Source organism: Enterobacter sp. 302C9 (assembly GCF_034106085.1).
GTDB classification, from domain to species: Bacteria; Pseudomonadota; Gammaproteobacteria; order Enterobacterales; family Enterobacteriaceae; genus Enterobacter; species Enterobacter asburiae_B.
In genome coordinates this window covers 23,024-39,587 of record NZ_JAWNBW010000006.1, presented here as the reverse complement: position 1 = coordinate 39,587, position 16,564 = coordinate 23,024, and the positions used below count along the sequence as shown (strand labels likewise).

General features: G+C 58.7%; 14 protein-coding genes. 5 read left to right on the top strand and 9 right to left on the bottom strand.

What is annotated here, in order from left to right:
* Nucleotides 1–13: 13 nt before the first annotated feature.
* Together UR289_RS13320 and UR289_RS13315 are read left to right on the top strand one after the other, a co-directional pair.
* A complete protein-coding gene (locus tag UR289_RS13320) occupies nt 14–532 on the top strand; it encodes a GNAT family N-acetyltransferase (RefSeq protein ID WP_033145680.1) in 519 nt (172 codons plus the stop codon).
* Complete coding sequence (locus tag UR289_RS13315; protein ID WP_033145681.1) at nt 529–978, top strand: DMT family transporter; 450 nt, start codon at nt 529–531, stop codon at nt 976–978. Before UR289_RS13320 ends, UR289_RS13315 begins: the two co-directional genes overlap by 4 nt.
* Nucleotides 979–981: 3 nt before the next feature.
* Here the strand turns inward: UR289_RS13315 and UR289_RS13310 are convergent, their stop codons facing one another.
* Both UR289_RS13310 and UR289_RS13305 read right to left on the bottom strand, forming a co-directional pair.
* Nucleotides 982–1,215: a YdcY family protein gene (locus UR289_RS13310; RefSeq protein WP_033145682.1), complete on the bottom strand. Its 234-nt coding sequence runs from the start codon at nt 1,213–1,215 to the stop codon at nt 982–984.
* Between the two features lie 95 nt (nt 1,216–1,310).
* Nucleotides 1,311–2,909, bottom strand: a complete 1,599-nt coding sequence (locus UR289_RS13305) for an ABC transporter substrate-binding protein (RefSeq protein ID WP_320710425.1) — start codon at nt 2,907–2,909, stop codon at nt 1,311–1,313.
* A gap of 283 nt (nt 2,910–3,192) precedes the next feature.
* On the opposite strand from UR289_RS13305, the gene UR289_RS13300 reads away from it, so the two are divergent.
* The 3 genes from UR289_RS13300 to UR289_RS13290 are packed head-to-tail and all read left to right on the top strand — an operon-like array spanning nt 3,193 to nt 9,705.
* Nucleotides 3,193–4,545, top strand: a complete 1,353-nt coding sequence (locus UR289_RS13300; RefSeq protein ID WP_320710423.1) for an SrfA family protein — start codon at nt 3,193–3,195, stop codon at nt 4,543–4,545.
* A 4-nt stretch (nt 4,546–4,549) separates the two neighbouring features.
* Complete coding sequence (locus UR289_RS13295; RefSeq protein ID WP_320710421.1) at nt 4,550–7,531, top strand: virulence factor SrfB; 2,982 nt, start codon at nt 4,550–4,552, stop codon at nt 7,529–7,531.
* Nucleotides 7,528–9,705, top strand: coding sequence for a virulence factor SrfC family protein (locus UR289_RS13290; RefSeq protein WP_320710418.1), 2,178 nt, complete (start codon nt 7,528–7,530; stop codon nt 9,703–9,705). The genes UR289_RS13295 and UR289_RS13290 overlap by 4 nt, the downstream gene beginning before the upstream one ends.
* Before the next feature lie 71 nt (nt 9,706–9,776).
* Here the strand turns inward: UR289_RS13290 and UR289_RS13285 are convergent, their stop codons facing one another.
* The 7 genes from UR289_RS13285 to ydcS all read right to left on the bottom strand — a co-directional run bounded on the left by UR289_RS13285 (nt 9,777) and on the right by ydcS (nt 16,343).
* Nucleotides 9,777–10,532, bottom strand: a complete 756-nt coding sequence (locus tag UR289_RS13285; RefSeq protein ID WP_096151121.1) for an alpha/beta fold hydrolase — start codon at nt 10,530–10,532, stop codon at nt 9,777–9,779.
* An 86-nt stretch (nt 10,533–10,618) separates the two neighbouring features.
* Nucleotides 10,619–10,792, bottom strand: a complete 174-nt coding sequence (locus tag UR289_RS13280; RefSeq protein ID WP_320710416.1) for a GhoT/OrtT family toxin — start codon at nt 10,790–10,792, stop codon at nt 10,619–10,621.
* A 183-nt stretch (nt 10,793–10,975) separates the two neighbouring features.
* A complete protein-coding gene (gene patD, locus UR289_RS13275) occupies nt 10,976–12,400 on the bottom strand; it encodes an aminobutyraldehyde dehydrogenase (protein WP_320710414.1) in 1,425 nt (474 codons plus the stop codon).
* A gap of 24 nt (nt 12,401–12,424) precedes the next feature.
* The gene (locus UR289_RS13270; protein WP_029741505.1) at nt 12,425–13,231 is read right to left on the bottom strand and encodes an ABC transporter permease; all 807 of its coding nucleotides are present in this window, start codon (nt 13,229–13,231) and stop codon (nt 12,425–12,427) included.
* The gene (locus UR289_RS13265) at nt 13,221–14,165 is read right to left on the bottom strand and encodes an ABC transporter permease (protein WP_033145689.1); all 945 of its coding nucleotides are present in this window, start codon (nt 14,163–14,165) and stop codon (nt 13,221–13,223) included. The genes UR289_RS13270 and UR289_RS13265 overlap by 11 nt, the downstream gene beginning before the upstream one ends.
* Before the next feature lies 1 nt (nt 14,166).
* Complete coding sequence (locus UR289_RS13260; RefSeq protein ID WP_320710411.1) at nt 14,167–15,180, bottom strand: ABC transporter ATP-binding protein; 1,014 nt, start codon at nt 15,178–15,180, stop codon at nt 14,167–14,169.
* A 17-nt stretch (nt 15,181–15,197) separates the two neighbouring features.
* On the bottom strand, nt 15,198–16,343 hold the full coding sequence (ydcS, locus tag UR289_RS13255) for a putative ABC transporter substrate-binding protein YdcS (RefSeq protein ID WP_069302895.1): 1,146 nt from the start codon (nt 16,341–16,343) through the stop codon (nt 15,198–15,200).
* Between the last annotated feature and the right edge of the window lie 221 nt (nt 16,344–16,564).

Here is a 16,564-nt window from a genome sequence, read left to right as displayed (position 1 = left end):
CAGAGGGTTAATCATGATCGTTCGTCATGCCTGCAAGGAAGACTGCGCTGCGATAGGCGAAATCTACAACCACGCGGTGCTGCATACTGCCGCGATCTGGAACGATAAAACCGTCGATACCGATAACCGAATCGCCTGGTTTGAGGCGCGCACGCTCGCGGGTTACCCGGTTCTGGTGAGTGAGGAAGACGGCGTTATCACCGGTTACGCCTCTTTTGGCGACTGGCGCGCCTTCGACGGTTTCCGTCATACGGTTGAACATTCGGTCTACGTCCACCCGGACCATCAGGGAAAAGGCATTGGCCGCACGCTAATGATCGCGCTGATAAACGAGGCCCGCGCCATCGGCAAACACGTGATGGTGGCCGGTATTGAAGCGCAAAACCATGCTTCGATTCACCTCCACGAAACGCTTGGTTTTGTCACCACGGGGCAGATGCCGCAGGTGGGAACCAAGTTTGGCCGCTGGCTGGACTTAACCTTTATGCAGCTGCAGCTGGACGAGCGCAGCGATCCGGACGCCATCCCATGAATCAATCCCTGACCCTGGCGTTTCTGGTGGCGGCGGGAATTGGTCTGGTGGTGCAAAACACCTTAATGGTGCGCATCACCCAGTCCTCCTCCACGATCCTTATCGCGATGCTGCTGAACTCCCTGGTCGGCATTGTGCTGTTTGTCAGCATTCTGCTGCTGAAACAGGGCGCAGCCGGATTCAGCGAGCTGGCCGCAACGGTGCGCTGGTGGACGCTTATCCCGGGGCTGCTGGGGTCATTTTTCGTGTTTGCCAGCATCAGCGGGTATCAGAACGTTGGCGCGGCCACGACTATCGCCGTGCTGGTGGCAAGCCAGCTGATTGGCGGGCTGGTGATGGACGTGCTGAGGAGCAACGGCATTCCGCTGCGCGCCCTGATTGGCCCGGTGTGCGGCGCGGTGATGCTGGTCGTCGGGGCCTGGCTGGTGGCGCGACGCCAGTTTTGATCGTTACAGTATGGTGCCGCCTTTGGTCAGCTGTTCCTCACGCGCGTCCAACTCCTCTTTATGCTGCTTACCGTGGTGCGAAATCGCGGTACGCAGACGCTGCTGCTGGGTGTAGCGTTCTTCACGGCTGAGATCTGCATCATCACTTAATTCGATCAGCAGTTCATTCATATGGGTGATGACGCTCTCTTCAATGGCGGCATCGACACGGGCGGTAACTTCATTTAAATGTGACATTGTCACTCCTTGTGAATCGCCGGGTGGCGGCTGCGCCTTGCCCGGCCTACAGGGGAACCGTAGGCCCGGTAAGCGCAGCGCCACCGGGCAACATATTAGTTCAGCTTCGCCTTAGAGAAATCGCTGCCCATCAGGCTCACGCTGTATCCGGTGACGTTGCTGCGGGTCGCATAGAACGTTTTCCCGTTTGCCAGTGCGATCCACGGCGCCTGCTGGTAGAAAATCTCCTGCGCCTGGCCGTAGAGTTTCGCGCGCTCCGCCGGGCTGCTGGTCAGCTTCGCTTTTTGCACCAGATCATCATAACTCTTATCACACCAGCGCGCGGCGTTTGATCCGGTTTTAATGCTGTTGCAGCCCAGCAGCACGTCGGCAAAGTTGTCCGGGTCGCCGTTATCGGACATCCAGCCAAACAGCGCGGAGTCATGTTCGCCTTTACGCATTCCGGAGAGATATTCGCCCCACTCGTAAGAGACAATTTTGGCCTTCACGCCGACTTTCGCCCAGTCGCTCTGGATCATCTCCGCGATACGACGAGAGTTCGGGTTGTACGGACGCTGAACCGGCATTGACCACAGCGTGACTTCCGCCCCCTTCTCCAGCCCCGCCTGCTTCAGCAGCGCTTTCGCTTTTTCAGGATCGTAGCTGTAGTCCTTCAGGTCTTTATTAAAGCCCAGCATATTTGGCGGGATCGGCGATTTTGCCACCGTACCGGACCCCATAAAGACCGCATTGACGATAGCCTTCTTGTCGGTCGCGTAGTTAAGCGCCTGGCGCACCAGCACGTTATCAAACGGTTTTTTCTCGGTGTTAAACGCCAGATAGCCGACGTTCAGCGCATCGACCGAGTGCAGCGTAAGGTCTTTGTTGTTCTTGATGGCGTCAAACTGAACCGGGGACGGTGCAGGAATAATCTGGCACTCGTTGGTCTGCAGCTTCGCCAGACGGGTTTCCACGTTCGGCGTGATGGAGAAGATGAGATGCTTCGTCGGCACCTCGCCTTCCCAGTAGTTCGGGTTAGCGACGTAGCGAATCAGCGAATCCACCTTGTACTGCTGCAGGACATAAGGCCCGGTGCCAATCGGCCAGGTGTCCACGTTTTCAGGCGTGCCTTTTTTCAGCATCGCGTCGGCGTATTCGGCGGAAAGAATCGAGGCGAAATCCATCCCCCAGTCGGCCAGAAACGCGGCGTTAGGCTCGCTGAGGGTGAACTGAACGTGATAGTCGTCGACCTTTTTCACGTCCTGAATCAGCTTATCGAGCCCGACGTCGTTAAAGTATTCGTAGTTGCCCTGCGACACGTTGTGATAAGGGTGTTTAGGGTCTTTCTGACGCAGAACCGAGAAAATAACGTCATCGGCGTTAAAATCGCGCGTCGGTTTGAAGTATTTATTGCTGTTGAACTTCACCCCTTTGCGCAGGGCAAAGGTATAGGTCTTGCCGTCAGGCGAAATCGTCCAGGACTCCGCCAGCGACGGGACCGGGGTGTTTTTCACCGGGTCAAAGTTGATCAGGCGATTGTACAGTACCTGAGAGCTGGCCACAAAAGACGGGCCAGAGCTGGCGATTTGCGGGTTGAAGGACTCGGGGGACGCTTCAGAACAGTAAATAAGGGTGTCGTTGTTTGCCGCCGATGCGGCACCGGCTGGTAACAGCGCGCTCAGCGCAAGGGCGAGCAGTGTTTTCCCTGTAGACATGGTTATAACCCTGACAGTTTTATTATATAAGACAGTAATAACAGCACAGGCGATATGACCTGGCAAATAACGAAACACTATCAGGTTATTCTAAAGCCGCGTTTTTTGCTGTTTTAACAGCCAGCGCCCGAAAAGGTGATTTGCCTTAAGGGCCATTATTCGTCAAGCACAACCGTCACTTTCTATGCCGCAAGAAATCGGTCCTTTTAGCGTCTCTTCCCCCGTTTGGTTGCTTCCTCGTTTCGTTAAAGTAACGGTGTGAAGAAGTATATGGGATCAAATCGTGGCAAAAACTCTTTTACGCAGCGGTAACCTGGATGACTTTCAGGCCGTGGGCGGCGGCGGACAAGCCGTTTTTGAATCAGCGTTACAAATCCGGGAAGCGCTCCGGTTGCGCAAACAACAGGCCATCGTCGACTGTCTGGCTATTCCTCAGGTCAACGACAGCGGTGACCGCGTGGACTGGTATTCCCCTGTTGAAGGGAGCGTAACCAGCTGGAAAGCGGCCGATGAAGATGACCGTTATCGCGCCCTGCGCTATCTGGAAAACACGCTAGCCAGCGTTGAGTCGTTAAGCAAGAAATGCCTCCAGTCCCCCAAAACCGCACAGCAGCTTTTTGGGTCTCTGCTGTCAAAGGCGTTTCAGTTCCCGGGTGAAAACTTCCTCTTCCTGGTGGACGGAAAGCCAGTCATCAGCTTCTGGGGGTTTGTAAACCTGAACGAAAATGCGCGCGACGATGTCCTCGACTGCCTGCGTGAATCGCTGGTCCCTGAGCCCGCCCCCGTTGTGATTGAAGATCCTGAACCCGAGCCCGAGCCAGAGCCAGAACCGGTGGTGGCCTTTGAACACGCCGACGAGCCGCTGATCGCCCCTTCCACGGTGGTGCGTATCACGCCGGAAGATCTGTATGAGCCTGAGCCGGCCCCGGCCGTTGCGCAACCCGTTCAGGAACCGGCTGTGCCGATCGTCGCGAAAAAGCGCCGCGTTCCCCTGTGGACGCTGCCGGTTGCCGTCGCGATCGTTGCCGCCATTGCCGCACCGCTGCTGTGGCCAAAACAGTCGCCTTCCGCTGAGCCCGCCCCGGTGCCCGCACCCCAGCCCGTAGAGATTGCGCCAAAGCCGATCAAAGCGGTTGAGCCGCTGGCCATGAAATTACCGCTGCATCAGGCAGAGGTCCTGGCAAGCAAAGAAAAAGAGCCTGCTCTGGCGCCTGCGCCACAGCCTGCCCCGGTGGTGATTGTCGCCATCCCGAAAGATGCCATGGTGATGGAAGCGAACCAGGTGAAAGCGGGATCGACGCGTTTCCTGAACGGCACCTGGCGTGCGGTTCTGGACGTGAAAGATCCGGTCACCGGCAAGCCGCCGTCAATGCGCTATCAGATCCAGAACAATAAGGGCTTCGCCCGGGTTGTCCATGGCGACAACGTTGTCTGCCGCGCGGAAGTGTTCTCCGGCCTGCACAGCAACGGCGAGCTGATGATTAAAAGTCGCGGTACTGCCCGCTGCACCGACGGCTCCCGCTACCCGATGCCGGAGGTTGCCTGTAAAGCAGGCGCCAGCGATATCGCAGAATGTCGCGCCCGTTATGATGCCAATACCGTCGTTCCCCTGACGTTCAAGAAAGCAGGTGCCTGATCCTATGCTGGTTAATCTTTGCGACTATAAACAAAGCGTCACGCTTATTGCCAACAGCGGCGTGCAGTTCCTTGATTTCGGTCTGACGCCGCAGGACACCGCCAGCAACGGGCGCTTCGTACGTAAAACCGCGAACGGCCCGCTGCTGCGGCTCGATTTCGACCTGGTTAACGGGCGCTATACCGTGCCGGGAACGAACGGTGGTCAGCCTGAAGTGGTTAAACCGGAAACCACCATCCCGCTGCATCAGTCCCTGGCGGTGCTGGACGGCGTCTGGCTTCCGGTTCCGTTCCTGCGCTTCAACCCGCCGCGAACCTTTGTTGAGGGGCCGGATAACTGGGCCCGCGTTCAGGTGCGCAGGCTGGATACACCCGATACGGCAGGCAATACGCACCGCGTCACGCTCGCCCTTGACAGCCAGATTGCAGAACACGCCACGTCCGCCCTGTCCCCGGTTGAAAACGATATTCTGAACGGGACCCGATTCGCGCTGGCCTGGCGAGACAATGAGGTAGAAAGTTTCCTCGACCAGACCTGGATTGACGGCTGGCTGCGCGAGGCCTTTACCCAGTATGCCGACGGCGTTGAAAACCGCTCAGAACGCGATCTCCAGCAGGCGATGCGCGGGTTTGAATATCAGGCCCACTGGCTTAACCTGCTGACCATGCTCGGTGAACAGCTCACCGTGCCGGAAGTGAAATTTGTTACCCATACGCTCAGCACGCCTGCCATTCCGGTCGACCTGATCCTCGACGTGGGCAATACCCACACCTGCGGCGTCATTATCGAAGACCACGGCGACGCGAACGATGGCCTGCGCCAGACCGCCGAGCTGCAGGTACGCTCATTAAGCGAGCCGCAGTTCCTGAATGCGCCGCTGTTCACCAGCCGTCTTGAGTTTTCGGAAGCGCGTTTTGGCAAGCAGCACTTCTCGGTTGAAAGCGGTCGCGAAGATGCCTTTGTCTGGCCGTCGATTGTTCGCGTGGGCGATGAAGCCCGCAAGCTGGCGATGCAGCGTCTGGGGACCGAAGGCAACAGCGGCATCTCCAGCCCGCGTCGCTACCTGTGGGATGAAACGCCGGTCGTGCAGGACTGGCGCTTTAGCCAGATGAACAGCAAAACCCAGCGTGAGCCGCTTGCCACCGCGTTTCCGCTGATGAATCTGATGAACGATGACGGCGAACCGCTCTTCACGCTGCCGCAGGACGAGCGGCTGCCGGTCTTCTCGCCGCAGTACAGCCGCAGTACGCTGATGACGCACATGCTGTGCGAGCTGCTGGCGCAGGCGCTGGGGCAGATCAACAGCGTCGCCACGCGCCTGCGTCTGGGCTTCCCGGCATCGCCGCGCCAGCTGCGCACCCTGATCCTGACCCTGCCCTCGGCCATGCCAAAGCAGGAGCGCGAGATTTTCCGTCGCCGCATGTTTGAAGCCATCGCCATCGTCTGGAAAGCGATGGGCTGGCACCCGCAGGATGAGGATTTTGTCACCCGCAAACAGCAGGATAAAAGCGTGGTGCCGGTTCCTGAAATCCAGATGGAGTGGGATGAAGCCAGCTGCGGTCAGCTGGTCTGGCTGTATAACGAAGCGATCTCCCGCTTTGGCGGTCAGACCGAAGCCTTCTTCGCCTCCCTGGCCCGCCCGGACCGTGAGCCTGAGCCGGGTAACCAGCCGGGCCGCGCGCTGCGCGTTGCCTCCATCGACATCGGCGGCGGCACAACGGATATGGCGATCACCCATTATCAGCTGGATGACGGTTCCGGCAATAACGTCAAAATCACCCCGCAGCTGCTGTTCCGTGAAGGCTTTAAGGTCGCGGGCGACGATACGCTTCTGGACGTGATTCAGCGCTACGTGTTGCCTGCCCTGCAAACGCAGCTGCAGAAATCCGGTATCGCGGACGCCTCGCTGCTGATGGCGTCACTCTTCGGCGACTCCGGGCGTATTGACACCCAGGCCGTACTCCGCCAGCAAACGACGCTTCAGCTGTTTATGCCGATTGGCCACGCTATTCTTGCCGCGTGGGAATCGAGCGACGTTGACGATCCGCTGGCCGGTCTGCATGCCACCTTTGGCGATCTCCTGCCGCAGAAACCGACCCGCAACGTAATGAATTATCTGCAGCAGGCGATCGACCATGCCCTGCCTGCGGGTTCAGACGCGTTTGACCTGTTCGCCGTGCCGCTGCACGTGAATTTCCGCGAGATGCAGGATGCGATGCTGGCCGGGCAGTTTACGCTGGCCTCGCCGCTCCACGCGGTGTGCGAGGCGATATCCCATTACAGCTGCGATATTCTGCTGATCACCGGACGCCCCGGCTGCCTGCCGGGCGTTCAGGCGCTCATTCGTCATCTGCAGCCGGTGCCGGTAAACCGCATCGTCTGGCTGGATAAATACCAGGTGCACGAGTGGTATCCGTTCAGCCAGCAGGGGCGCATTGGCAACCCGAAATCAACGGCCGCGGTGGGAGCCATGCTCTGCAGCCTGGCGCTCGACCTGCGTCTGCCGCGCTTCAACTTTAAAGCCGCGGACATTGGCGCGTATTCAACCGTGCGGTATCTCGGCGTGCTGGATAACACCGTCAATACCCTGCGCGAGGAAAACGTCTGGTATCAGGATATCGATCTTGATAAGCCGGGCGCGAAGCTCGACGCGCGTCTGCACTTCCCGCTGCGCGGTAACGTTACCCTCGGCTTCCGCCAGCTGGCGAACGCGCGCTGGCCCGCCACGCCGCTCTACACGCTCAGCATCAACTCGGCTGAACTGGCGAAAGCCATTGCCGGTGACGGCGTGCTGAACGTGCGGCTGAAGCTCTGCGGCGGCAGCAAGCAGGAAGGTCCTGAGGCCTTCGAGCTGAGCGATGCCTGGCTGCAGGACGGCACGCCGGTTGCCCCTGACGCATTAACCTTCAAACTGAATACCTTGGCCGATCGCCGACACAGCGGTAGCCACTACTGGATCGACAGCGGGAGCGTATACCTGAAATGACAGTGACGACGACCACCACTCAGGCCTTAATCGGGTGGATTAATGAGACGCGCCTGAACGCCCCTGTGCTGGATAACGATGCCGACGCCCTGCTTGCTCGCATCAACGCGGCGCAGGCGCGGGAGCAGGCCATTGAACGCGCCATGACCCGCCAGAGCAGTATTGGGCTTTACGGTCATTCACAGAGCGCGAAAGCCCATCTGCTGTTATCCCTGTGCGGCAGCGGTAATGGACGCCTGAACGTGACGCCGGGCCAGCGCACCTTTGACTATTTTTCGCATATCAATCCGGGACATGCCCTGACCAACATGGCCGTCCGCTTCACGCCGGAAAGCCCGGAGGTGGCGGATGAGGCGTTCCCGCTGCGTCTGAGCCTGGTCACCGAGGCCGAGCTGGTACAGCTGTTTATTGCCCGCACGACGCTGCATCCGCAGATGCGCGCGGTGGATAAGGCGGTCATTGAGACACGTCTGGAGAAATGGCGCGGGCTGCGCCAGCCGCAGGGCGTGCCCGGCATAACGGCTCAGGAAGTGGGTGCGATAGCCCGCTTCTGGCAAAGCACCGTACCCGCCGCTAAGCAGCAAATCGATGATGCCCTGTGGCATGAGTTCGCCCGGCTGGTGCCTTCTCTCGATCTCAGCACGCGGGCCAGCGTCTGGTCGCTGCTGTGGGGCGAGCAACAGGAGTTGACCCAGCAGTGGTTAAAACTGGCCCATGTGCTGCACCAGACCAGCCATGCCGGCGAGCTTGCTGCCCCGCTTAGCCTGCTGGTGGACAGCTTTGGCCTGCCGGGTGAAGGGTTCCTGACGCACGACGGCACGTTAGATCTTCAGGACGCGCAGGAGACGCTGCTTCATCCGCTAAATAGCGGTGAAATGCTTAACGCCATCAGCATCCCCGTCGACGTGCTGGCCTTCCTGACCCGCGAGCTGGTGCTGCCGGTTGAGAACGGCGCGCTGGATAACGTCGATATTATTGATATTCCTGTTTTTGAAGATAACCGTGCCGACCCGCTACGCCAGGCGAAGTCCCAGTGGCTGCTCGAGCATTATCGTCAACAGCTTCAGCCGGATGTGCTGGTGATTTGTAATGCGACGGCGCAGCACGAGCAGACGGCCAAAAAAGCAAAAGTGCTGATGAACTGGGTCAAGGAGACGCAGCCTGCTGAAGAATCTGCCCTGCCGGGGCTGGTATGGGCGATTACCCCTCACGACGCCCGCTTTACCACCCGACAGAATCTCGATGAAGCCGTACAGCATCTGCTCGGAAAGCCGGGTTTACGCTGGGGCACGCTGCAGGCGCTGGACAGCCACAGCATGCAGCGCGTCATCGAATGGCTGTCTCAGGCCACGTTACCCGCCCAGCGACAGAAGCGTCTCGGCACGCTGAAAGGCTTGCTGCGACAGGAGCTCTCATCGCTGATGCAAAGCTATCTGGCGCCGCTGGTTGAAGATCCGGGGAAAAGACGCGCTCAGGCCGAAAGCATGGTGCGCACGCTGCAAAGCAGCGCCGCCCGCCACGGCGAACTGCTTGAAGGCCTGCTGCCGCCGCTGAAAGCCTTTGAAACGCTGCTCGCCGTTCAGCAGCCGCGCGAGGAGCAGGTGAACGGGCTGTTTACGGACACTATTGACCTGTTTGCCGAGAATACCCAGGAAAGCACCGGCCTGTTCCAGACAAAAGACAAAGCGCGCCTGGCGCACAGAGTCTGGATAAATCATCTGCGTCAGTGGAGCCGCAACGAGGCCACGGCCGCGCGCCTCGGGCTGGATCCTTCGGTATTACAGCAAATCGCGGATGTGCTGGTGGTCACCAGCTACCGGCTTAATCTGCCACAACAGCTTCAGCGCATTGTCGAAGCGGATAAAAGCAGCGCGGCACAGCTGCATGCCGTGATGGGCAATTTCATTGGCTGGCTGGGTTATGACCAGACGCCCGTGGCTACACGTCCGGCAAGCCGCATCCGCAAGGGGCAGGCAATCTTCGTCACGCCAGTGGTCAGCAGCGCGGAGCCTCGATTGACGCGCCTGGGGGAACAGCCTGTGCATGCGGCCACCGCATACGTTTACGACTGGCTGGTCGCCCTCTATAGCCGCGCGATAGAGAACATTGATTACCAGCATCCGCATGATGTTCAGCCTGACGCACGTCAGGCACTACGGGCTTTGATAAAGTAGCCGCCTTTGTTGCCGGGTGGCGCTGCGCTTACCCGGCCTACATTTCGCAACGATGATAAATTGCACAATAATCACATCGTCATACACCCGGCTAACGTCTGTGCCAGCGCAGACGGATTCTCCCACGACATCGAATGCCCCGCCGCAGGGATAATTTTTACCTCAACGCCCTTTTGCTTCAGATTGTCCACATCGTCATCCGGCAGAGACAGCTCGCCGAAAATCAACGTTACCGGGCAAGGAAGTGACAGGAACTGCGCTTCCCATTCGGGCTCTATGCCCGCCACCAGGCTCGATGCGCCCCGCCAGACGGCATACGGCGCATTACTCTGCAGACACCCTGCCCACGCCGTTTTTTCCGCACTGAGCATGGCGTCATAGCCCTGCGTCAGAAACTGCTGCTCGGTTTGCGCTGCAATAGACCGGCTGAACATCCCCCCACCCGAATGAAAATTGGGCTCTGACACCATCAGCCCCTTCACGCGCGTTGCAAGCAGCCCCGCCGTTTCGATAGCAATGCTGCCGCCCATACTGTGGCCGTATAACCAGAAGGCATCCAGCTTAAGGTGGTCAATCAGCTCCGCCACAACGTGGGCCTGGTCGGTGGTTTTATAGCTGTAGCGTTCAGGCTTGTCGCTGTAGCCGCTGCCGGGCAAATCGATGAGAATCGCTCTGCGCGCGCCAAACAGCGGGTCATGAACGACACGGGGATATTCATAGGAAGAGGCGCAGCCCAGCCCGTGAATGAACACCACGGGATCGCCGGTGCCGGGCAGGTCATGCCAGCGCACGGTACAGCCGGCCTGCTGCGAGTAAAAACTGTTCATAAGCACTCCTTTTACGATGCACTGTGTATTTATACAGTTACCGTATCTGGAATGCCATATTCATCTTTTAAAAATGGAAGCGTGCTTCAGAAAAGCGAGACCAGCAGCGCAACGGGAAAGCTCATTGGCCAGGTTGACCCCACCAGAAAAGCGCTGAGCAGGCGGATACGTTTGCGGTCTTTAGAGAGGAACCAGGTAATTAATGCCCAGATGGAAGCCATGATTGCGTAAAAAACCAACATCTTTTGATACAACGTCATTCTGTATACCAGAGCCGAAAAAATAACCGCACGCAATATGCGTCATATGTTGATACAGATCAAGTTTTTTCGTTACAGAATAACCACTTAAAGATTATGGATAATAACAACTGAGTATCTTGCGTAACACTCATGGCGGGCGCGGGGAACGCCTGGCCGCGCATGCGACCAGGCATGGCGGGCTTAGTGTTTGATCATGATATGCCGCACGACCGTATAATCCTCAAGCCCGTAGACCGACATATCTTTGCCGTAGCCGGATAATTTCATGCCGCCGTGCGGCATTTCGCTCACCAGCATAAAATGGGTATTCACCCAGGTGCAGCCGTACTGCAGGCGCGCGCTCAGGCGATGGGCGCGGCCCACGTCTTTGGTCCAGACCGATGACGCCAGGCCATACTGCGAATCGTTCGCCCAGGCCAGCACCTGCGCCTCGTCGTCAAATTCGGTGACGCTCACCACCGGGCCAAACACCTCGCGCTGAACGATAGCGTCGTCCTGCTTTGCCCCCGCCAGCAGGGTTGGCTGGAAGTAGTAGCCCGCCCCCTCTTTTTTGCTCCCGCCGGTGACAACGCGGATATGACCGAGCGCTTTCGCCTCATCGACCGCCTGACAGACGCGTGAAAGATGGGCGGCCGAGCTGAGCGGGCCCAGTTCGGTCGAGGCATCCTCCGGCGCACCCATATTAAGGCTGGCGACCGCTGCGCCCAGCTTTTCCACCAGCGCGGCATAAATGCCCTTCTGGGCATAAATCCGGCAGGCCGCCGTACAGTCCTGTCCGGCATTGTAGAAACCAAACGTCCGCACCCCTTCGACAACCGCATCCAGGTCGGCATCATCAAAGACGATAACCGGCGCTTTACCGCCCAGCTCCATGTGGGTGCGTTTAATGGAGGACGCGGTATGGCCGATGATATGTTCCCCGGTAGCAATCGAACCGGTCAGCGAGACCATACGGACCTTTTCATGCCCGGTAAGCGGGTCACCGACCGTTTTACCCCGGCCAAACAGGACGTTCAGAACGCCTGCCGGGAAGATATCTTTTGCCAGCTCCCCCAGCTTCAGCGCGGTCAGGGGCGTGATCTCTGAGGGCTTAATCACCACGCAGTTCCCAGCCGCCAGCGCGGGTGCCAGCTTCCAGGCCGCCATCATCAGCGGATAGTTCCAGGGGGCAATAGAGGCAACCACGCCCACCGGATCGCGGCGGATCATCGACGTGTGGCCGTCAAGGTACTCCCCGGCGGCCAGCCCGTTCAAACAGCGGGCGGCCCCGGCAAAGAAACGGAAAACGTCGACCACCGCCGGAATTTCATCTCCCAGAGCACAGTGCAGCGGCTTGCCGCAGTTGAGGGATTCGAGCCGGGCAAAGTCCTCCCCATGCGCTTCAATCGCATCCGCCAGCTTCAGCAGGCACTCGGCACGGGTTTTCGGCGTGGTTTGCCCCCACTCACCAAAAGCACGGTCGGCCGCCTGAACCGCCGCGTCGACCTGAGCCGCTGACGCCTCGGCAATCTCCAGCAGGAGTTCTCCAGTGGCCGGGTTATAGACCGGCTGTTTTTCTCCCTCTCCGGTTACCAGTTTTCCCTCTATCAGCAGTTGTGTTTGCATAGCATTTTCCTGTTGAATTCACTGTTATTTCCCGCTGCCGGCGATGTTCTCGCCGTCGCGGGTTAGCCACCAGGCTCCCAGAATGGGGATAGTTGTCACCAGCATCACCAGCAGTGCTACAACGTTGGTGACCGGCACGTCGCGCGGACGACCGAGCTGATTGAGCAACCACAGCGGTAACGTGCGCTCGTGTCCCGCCGTAAACGTTGTGACGATTATCTCGTCAAACGACAGGGCAAACGCCAGCATTCCCCCGGCCAGCAGCGCGGAACCCAGATTAGGCAGCACCACATAGCGGAAGGTTTGCCATCCGTCGGCCCCGAGATCCATCGACGCTTCCACCAGGCTCCAGGAGGTGCGTCTGAACCGGGCAATCACGTTGTTAAACACCACCACCACGCAAAAGGTGGCGTGTCCCACCACGATGGTGAAAAAACCCGGCTCAAGGTCAATCGTTTTGAATGCCGTCAGCAGCGCCAGACCGGTGATGATCCCCGGTAACGCAATCGGCAACAGCAGCAACAGCGAGATCGCATTCTTGCCAAAAAACTCGCTTCGCCACAGCGCCGCTGCAGCAAGCGTGCCAAGCACAAGGGCAATCGCGGTGGAGAGCGCGGCAATCTGAAGTGACAACGTCACGGATTCAATAATATCGCCGCGCCCCGCCGCCACGCTGAACCACTTCAGCGTCAGCCCCTGCGGCGGAAAGCTGAAGGCCGCGTCTTCGGTATTAAAGGCATAGGTCGCGATAATCAGCAGCGGGAAGTGCAGGAAGATAACGCCTCCCCACGCTGCCACTTTCAGGAACAGCGGTGCGCGTTCAGAGTGCATCGAATGCTCCCAGACGTTTCACGAACGCCAGATAGAGTGAAATCAGCACGATGGGCACCAGCGTGAACGCGGCGGCCATGGGCATATTGCCAATGGCACCCTGCTGCGAGTAGACCATATTACCGATGAAGTAGCCCGGCGGCCCCACCAGCTGTGGAACGATGAAATCCCCCAGCGTCAGGGAAAAGGTGAATATTGAGCCCGCGGCAATACCCGGGATCGCCAGCGGCAGAACGACGTAGCGAAAGGTCTGACGAGGGCGCGCGCCGAGGTCGGCTGAGGCCTGCAGTAGCGAGGCAGGCAGGCGTTCCAGCGCCGCCTGGACCGGCAGGATCATAAACGGCAGCCAGATGTAGACGAAGACCAGAAACCGTCCCAGCCCGGAGGTGGACAAGGTGTTGCCGCCAATTGCCGGGAGCGTAAGGAGTGAGGTCAGGATCGGCTCCAGCCCCATATGGTTGAGAAACCACTGCGCCACCCCATCCTTCGCCAGCAGCAGCGTCCAGGCGTAGGCTTTGACGATGTAGCTCGCCCACATTGGCAGCATCACGGCGATATAGAAAAACGCTTTCCACTTGCCGCGGGTGTATCGCGCCATGTACCAGGCCATCGGGAATGCCAGGATGGCGCTGGCTATCGTCACCGCAATCGCCATGGTTAACGTGCGCAGGATGATGTCGTAGTTTGCCGGGTTGAAAAGCGCCTGAATGTTCGCCAGGGTCAGATCCGGCGTGACGGCCATGGTGAAATCGTCAAAGGTGTAAAAACCTTGCCACAGCAGGGTCAGAAGCGATCCTAAATAGACGATGCCAAACCACATGAGCGGCGCGAGCAGAAGCAGGAACAGGCCGAGCGACGGTTTACGCCAGAACAGCGCCGTCATGCGGCTTAAGCGGCCGTGCGAGGCGGGAGGATGCGCAACGCTCATAGCCATTTCACCTCTCCTCGTGCAGGCGAATCATCGCCTCGCGTGACCACGACGCCATCACCGCCTGCCCCGGCGCAATGCCGCTCAGCGACGAGGTTTCACTGAGATTGGCCTGGCTCACCAGCAGTTTGGCGCCATCGGCGAGCTTCAGCTCCAGACGCGTGGCCGCTCCCTGATACTGGACGGCCTGCACGATGCCCTGAACCTGAACCTCTCCCACCTCATTAAGGCGAATATGTTCCGGGCGCAGGGAATAGCTACCTTCCATGCCGCATATTTTCTGCGCAAGGCCCGCATCAAAGACGTTGGACGTGCCGACAAAACCGGCGACAAACGGCGTGCGCGGACGCATGTAGAGATCGCGCGGGGTATCCACCTGCTCGATGCGCCCGTTATTGAACACCGCCACCCGGTCTGACATGGAAAGGGCCTCGCCCTGATCGTGGGTGACAAAAATAAAGGTGATGCCGATTTCCTGCTGAAGCTTCTTCAGCTCGAACTGCATCTGTTCACGCAGTTTGAGATCGAGCGCACCTAAGGGCTCATCCAGCAGCAGGACGCGCGGCTCATTGACCAGCGCCCGGGCGATGGCGACACGCTGTCGCTGGCCGCCGGAAAGTTGCGAAGGTTTGCGGGCAACGGCAAAGCTCAGGCCCACTTTTTCCAGGGCATCACGGGCCTGCGCATGGCGTTTTTTCTTGTCGATGCCTTTGACCATCAGCCCGTAGGCAACATTGTCGAGAATCGACATATGCGGGAACAGCGCGTAGTCCTGAAAGACGGTGTTCACATCCCGCTCCCAGGGAGGCAGTTCGCTCGCCTCTTTGCCGAAGATAGAAATCGTGCCGCCTGACAGCTGTTCAAAACCCGCTATCAGACGCAGGCAGGTGGTTTTGCCGGAGCCCGAAGGCCCCAGCATGGAGAAAAATTCTCCGTCACGAATAGCAATGGTGACCCCATCCACCGCCCGTACGTCGCCGTACAGACGGGAAACGTTGTTAAACTCTACCGCGTACGTCATGTTCTGCTCCCGGGCAATTAACGACCGCCCATGATGGCGATGTAATCCTGCGTCCAGCGGCTGTAAGGGACAAATTTGCCGCCTTCTGCGATGGGGGTTTTCCAGAACATGATTTTGTCGAACTCGTTATAACCGTTTGTTTCGCAGCCTTTATCACCCAGCAGCGTGCTGGCCTTACACCCTTCTGCAACCACGGGCAGGGAGCCAAACCAGGCCGCCAGATCGCCCTGCACTTTCGGCGTCAGCGACCAGTTCATCCATTTGTAGGCGCACATCGGGTGTTTTGCCTGCGCGTGCAGCATGGTGGTATCCGCCCAGCCGGTCACCCCCTCTTTCGGGAAGACGGTGGCAACGGGCTGGTTCTCAGCCTTCAGGGCATTCGCCTGATACGGCCAGGCGCTGGAGGCCACAACGCCTTCATTTTTGAAGTCGCTCATCTGGACGGTGGTGTCATGCCAGTAGCGGTGGATCAGCGCGTGCTGGTCGCGAAGCACCTTGAGCACGGCGGCATACTGTTTTTCGGTGAGCTGGTACGGGTCTTTGATACCCAGCTGCGGCTGAGTGGCTTTGACGAACAGCGCGGCATCGGCGATATAAATCGGGCCGTCATACGCCTGCACGCGTCCCTGATTGCTTTTACCGTCCGGCAGATCCTGTTTGGTAAAGACCACGCTCCAGCTGTCCGGCGGCGTCGGGAAGGTTTTGGTGTTGTACATCAGCAGGTTTGGCCCCCACTGATACGGCGTGCCGTAGACTTTCCCGCCGACGTTAAACCATTCCCCTTTTACAATCCGCGCGTCGAGCGTTTTCCAGTTGGGGATGAGGTCGGGGTTAATGGGCTGAACGCGTTTACCCATGATCAGGCGCAGGGAGGCGTCACCCGAGGCGGTGACCAGGTCATAGCCCCCTTTCGCCATCAGGCTGACCATTTCATCCGACGTGGCCGCCGTTTTGACGTTGACCGCACACCCGGTCTCTTTTTCAAACTGGGTGACCCAGTCATAATTTTTATCCGTCTGTCCGCGTTCGATGTATCCCGGCCAGGCGATAATATCCAGCCGACCTTCCCCGTCGCCGATGGCCTTTGGTGGTTCTGCGGCTTGCGCTGTCATGATAGTCATGCCGAGCGCGCACAGGCTGCTGCGGGCAAAATGTTTGCTCATAAGAGTTACTCCTGTCGCAATGAAATTTAGCGGCAGCCGTGCCGTAAAAATATCTCCCTTATTAAACGTAGACCGCGCAAATGCGCCGCACCGTACGGCTTCAGGAAATTTCATCAAGGTGTGACCGAGGGCGCATTCCCCGTTAACTGGATTATAGACAAGGAGTTAGCCGCGAGAGACGGTATGCAGATTTCCTATGACAGGGCACCGCGAAATATTCG

Coding starts and splice junctions, on each gene's coding strand:
- UR289_RS13320 (WP_033145680.1), top strand. CDS start 14: ATGATCGTTCGTCATGCCTGCAAGGAAGACTGCGCTGCGATAGGCGAA.
- UR289_RS13315 (WP_033145681.1), top strand. CDS start 529: ATGAATCAATCCCTGACCCTGGCGTTTCTGGTGGCGGCGGGAATTGGT.
- UR289_RS13310 (WP_033145682.1), bottom strand. CDS start 1,215: ATGTCACATTTAAATGAAGTTACCGCCCGTGTCGATGCCGCCATTGAA.
- UR289_RS13305 (WP_320710425.1), bottom strand. CDS start 2,909: ATGTCTACAGGGAAAACACTGCTCGCCCTTGCGCTGAGCGCGCTGTTA.
- UR289_RS13295 (WP_320710421.1), top strand. CDS start 4,550: ATGCTGGTTAATCTTTGCGACTATAAACAAAGCGTCACGCTTATTGCC.
- UR289_RS13290 (WP_320710418.1), top strand. CDS start 7,528: ATGACAGTGACGACGACCACCACTCAGGCCTTAATCGGGTGGATTAAT.
- UR289_RS13285 (WP_096151121.1), bottom strand. CDS start 10,532: ATGAACAGTTTTTACTCGCAGCAGGCCGGCTGTACCGTGCGCTGGCAT.
- UR289_RS13280 (WP_320710416.1), bottom strand. CDS start 10,792: ATGACGTTGTATCAAAAGATGTTGGTTTTTTACGCAATCATGGCTTCC.
- patD (WP_320710414.1), bottom strand. CDS start 12,400: ATGCAAACACAACTGCTGATAGAGGGAAAACTGGTAACCGGAGAGGGA.
- UR289_RS13270 (WP_029741505.1), bottom strand. CDS start 13,231: ATGCACTCTGAACGCGCACCGCTGTTCCTGAAAGTGGCAGCGTGGGGA.
- UR289_RS13265 (WP_033145689.1), bottom strand. CDS start 14,165: ATGGCTATGAGCGTTGCGCATCCTCCCGCCTCGCACGGCCGCTTAAGC.
- UR289_RS13260 (WP_320710411.1), bottom strand. CDS start 15,180: ATGACGTACGCGGTAGAGTTTAACAACGTTTCCCGTCTGTACGGCGAC.
- ydcS (WP_069302895.1), bottom strand. CDS start 16,343: ATGAGCAAACATTTTGCCCGCAGCAGCCTGTGCGCGCTCGGCATGACT.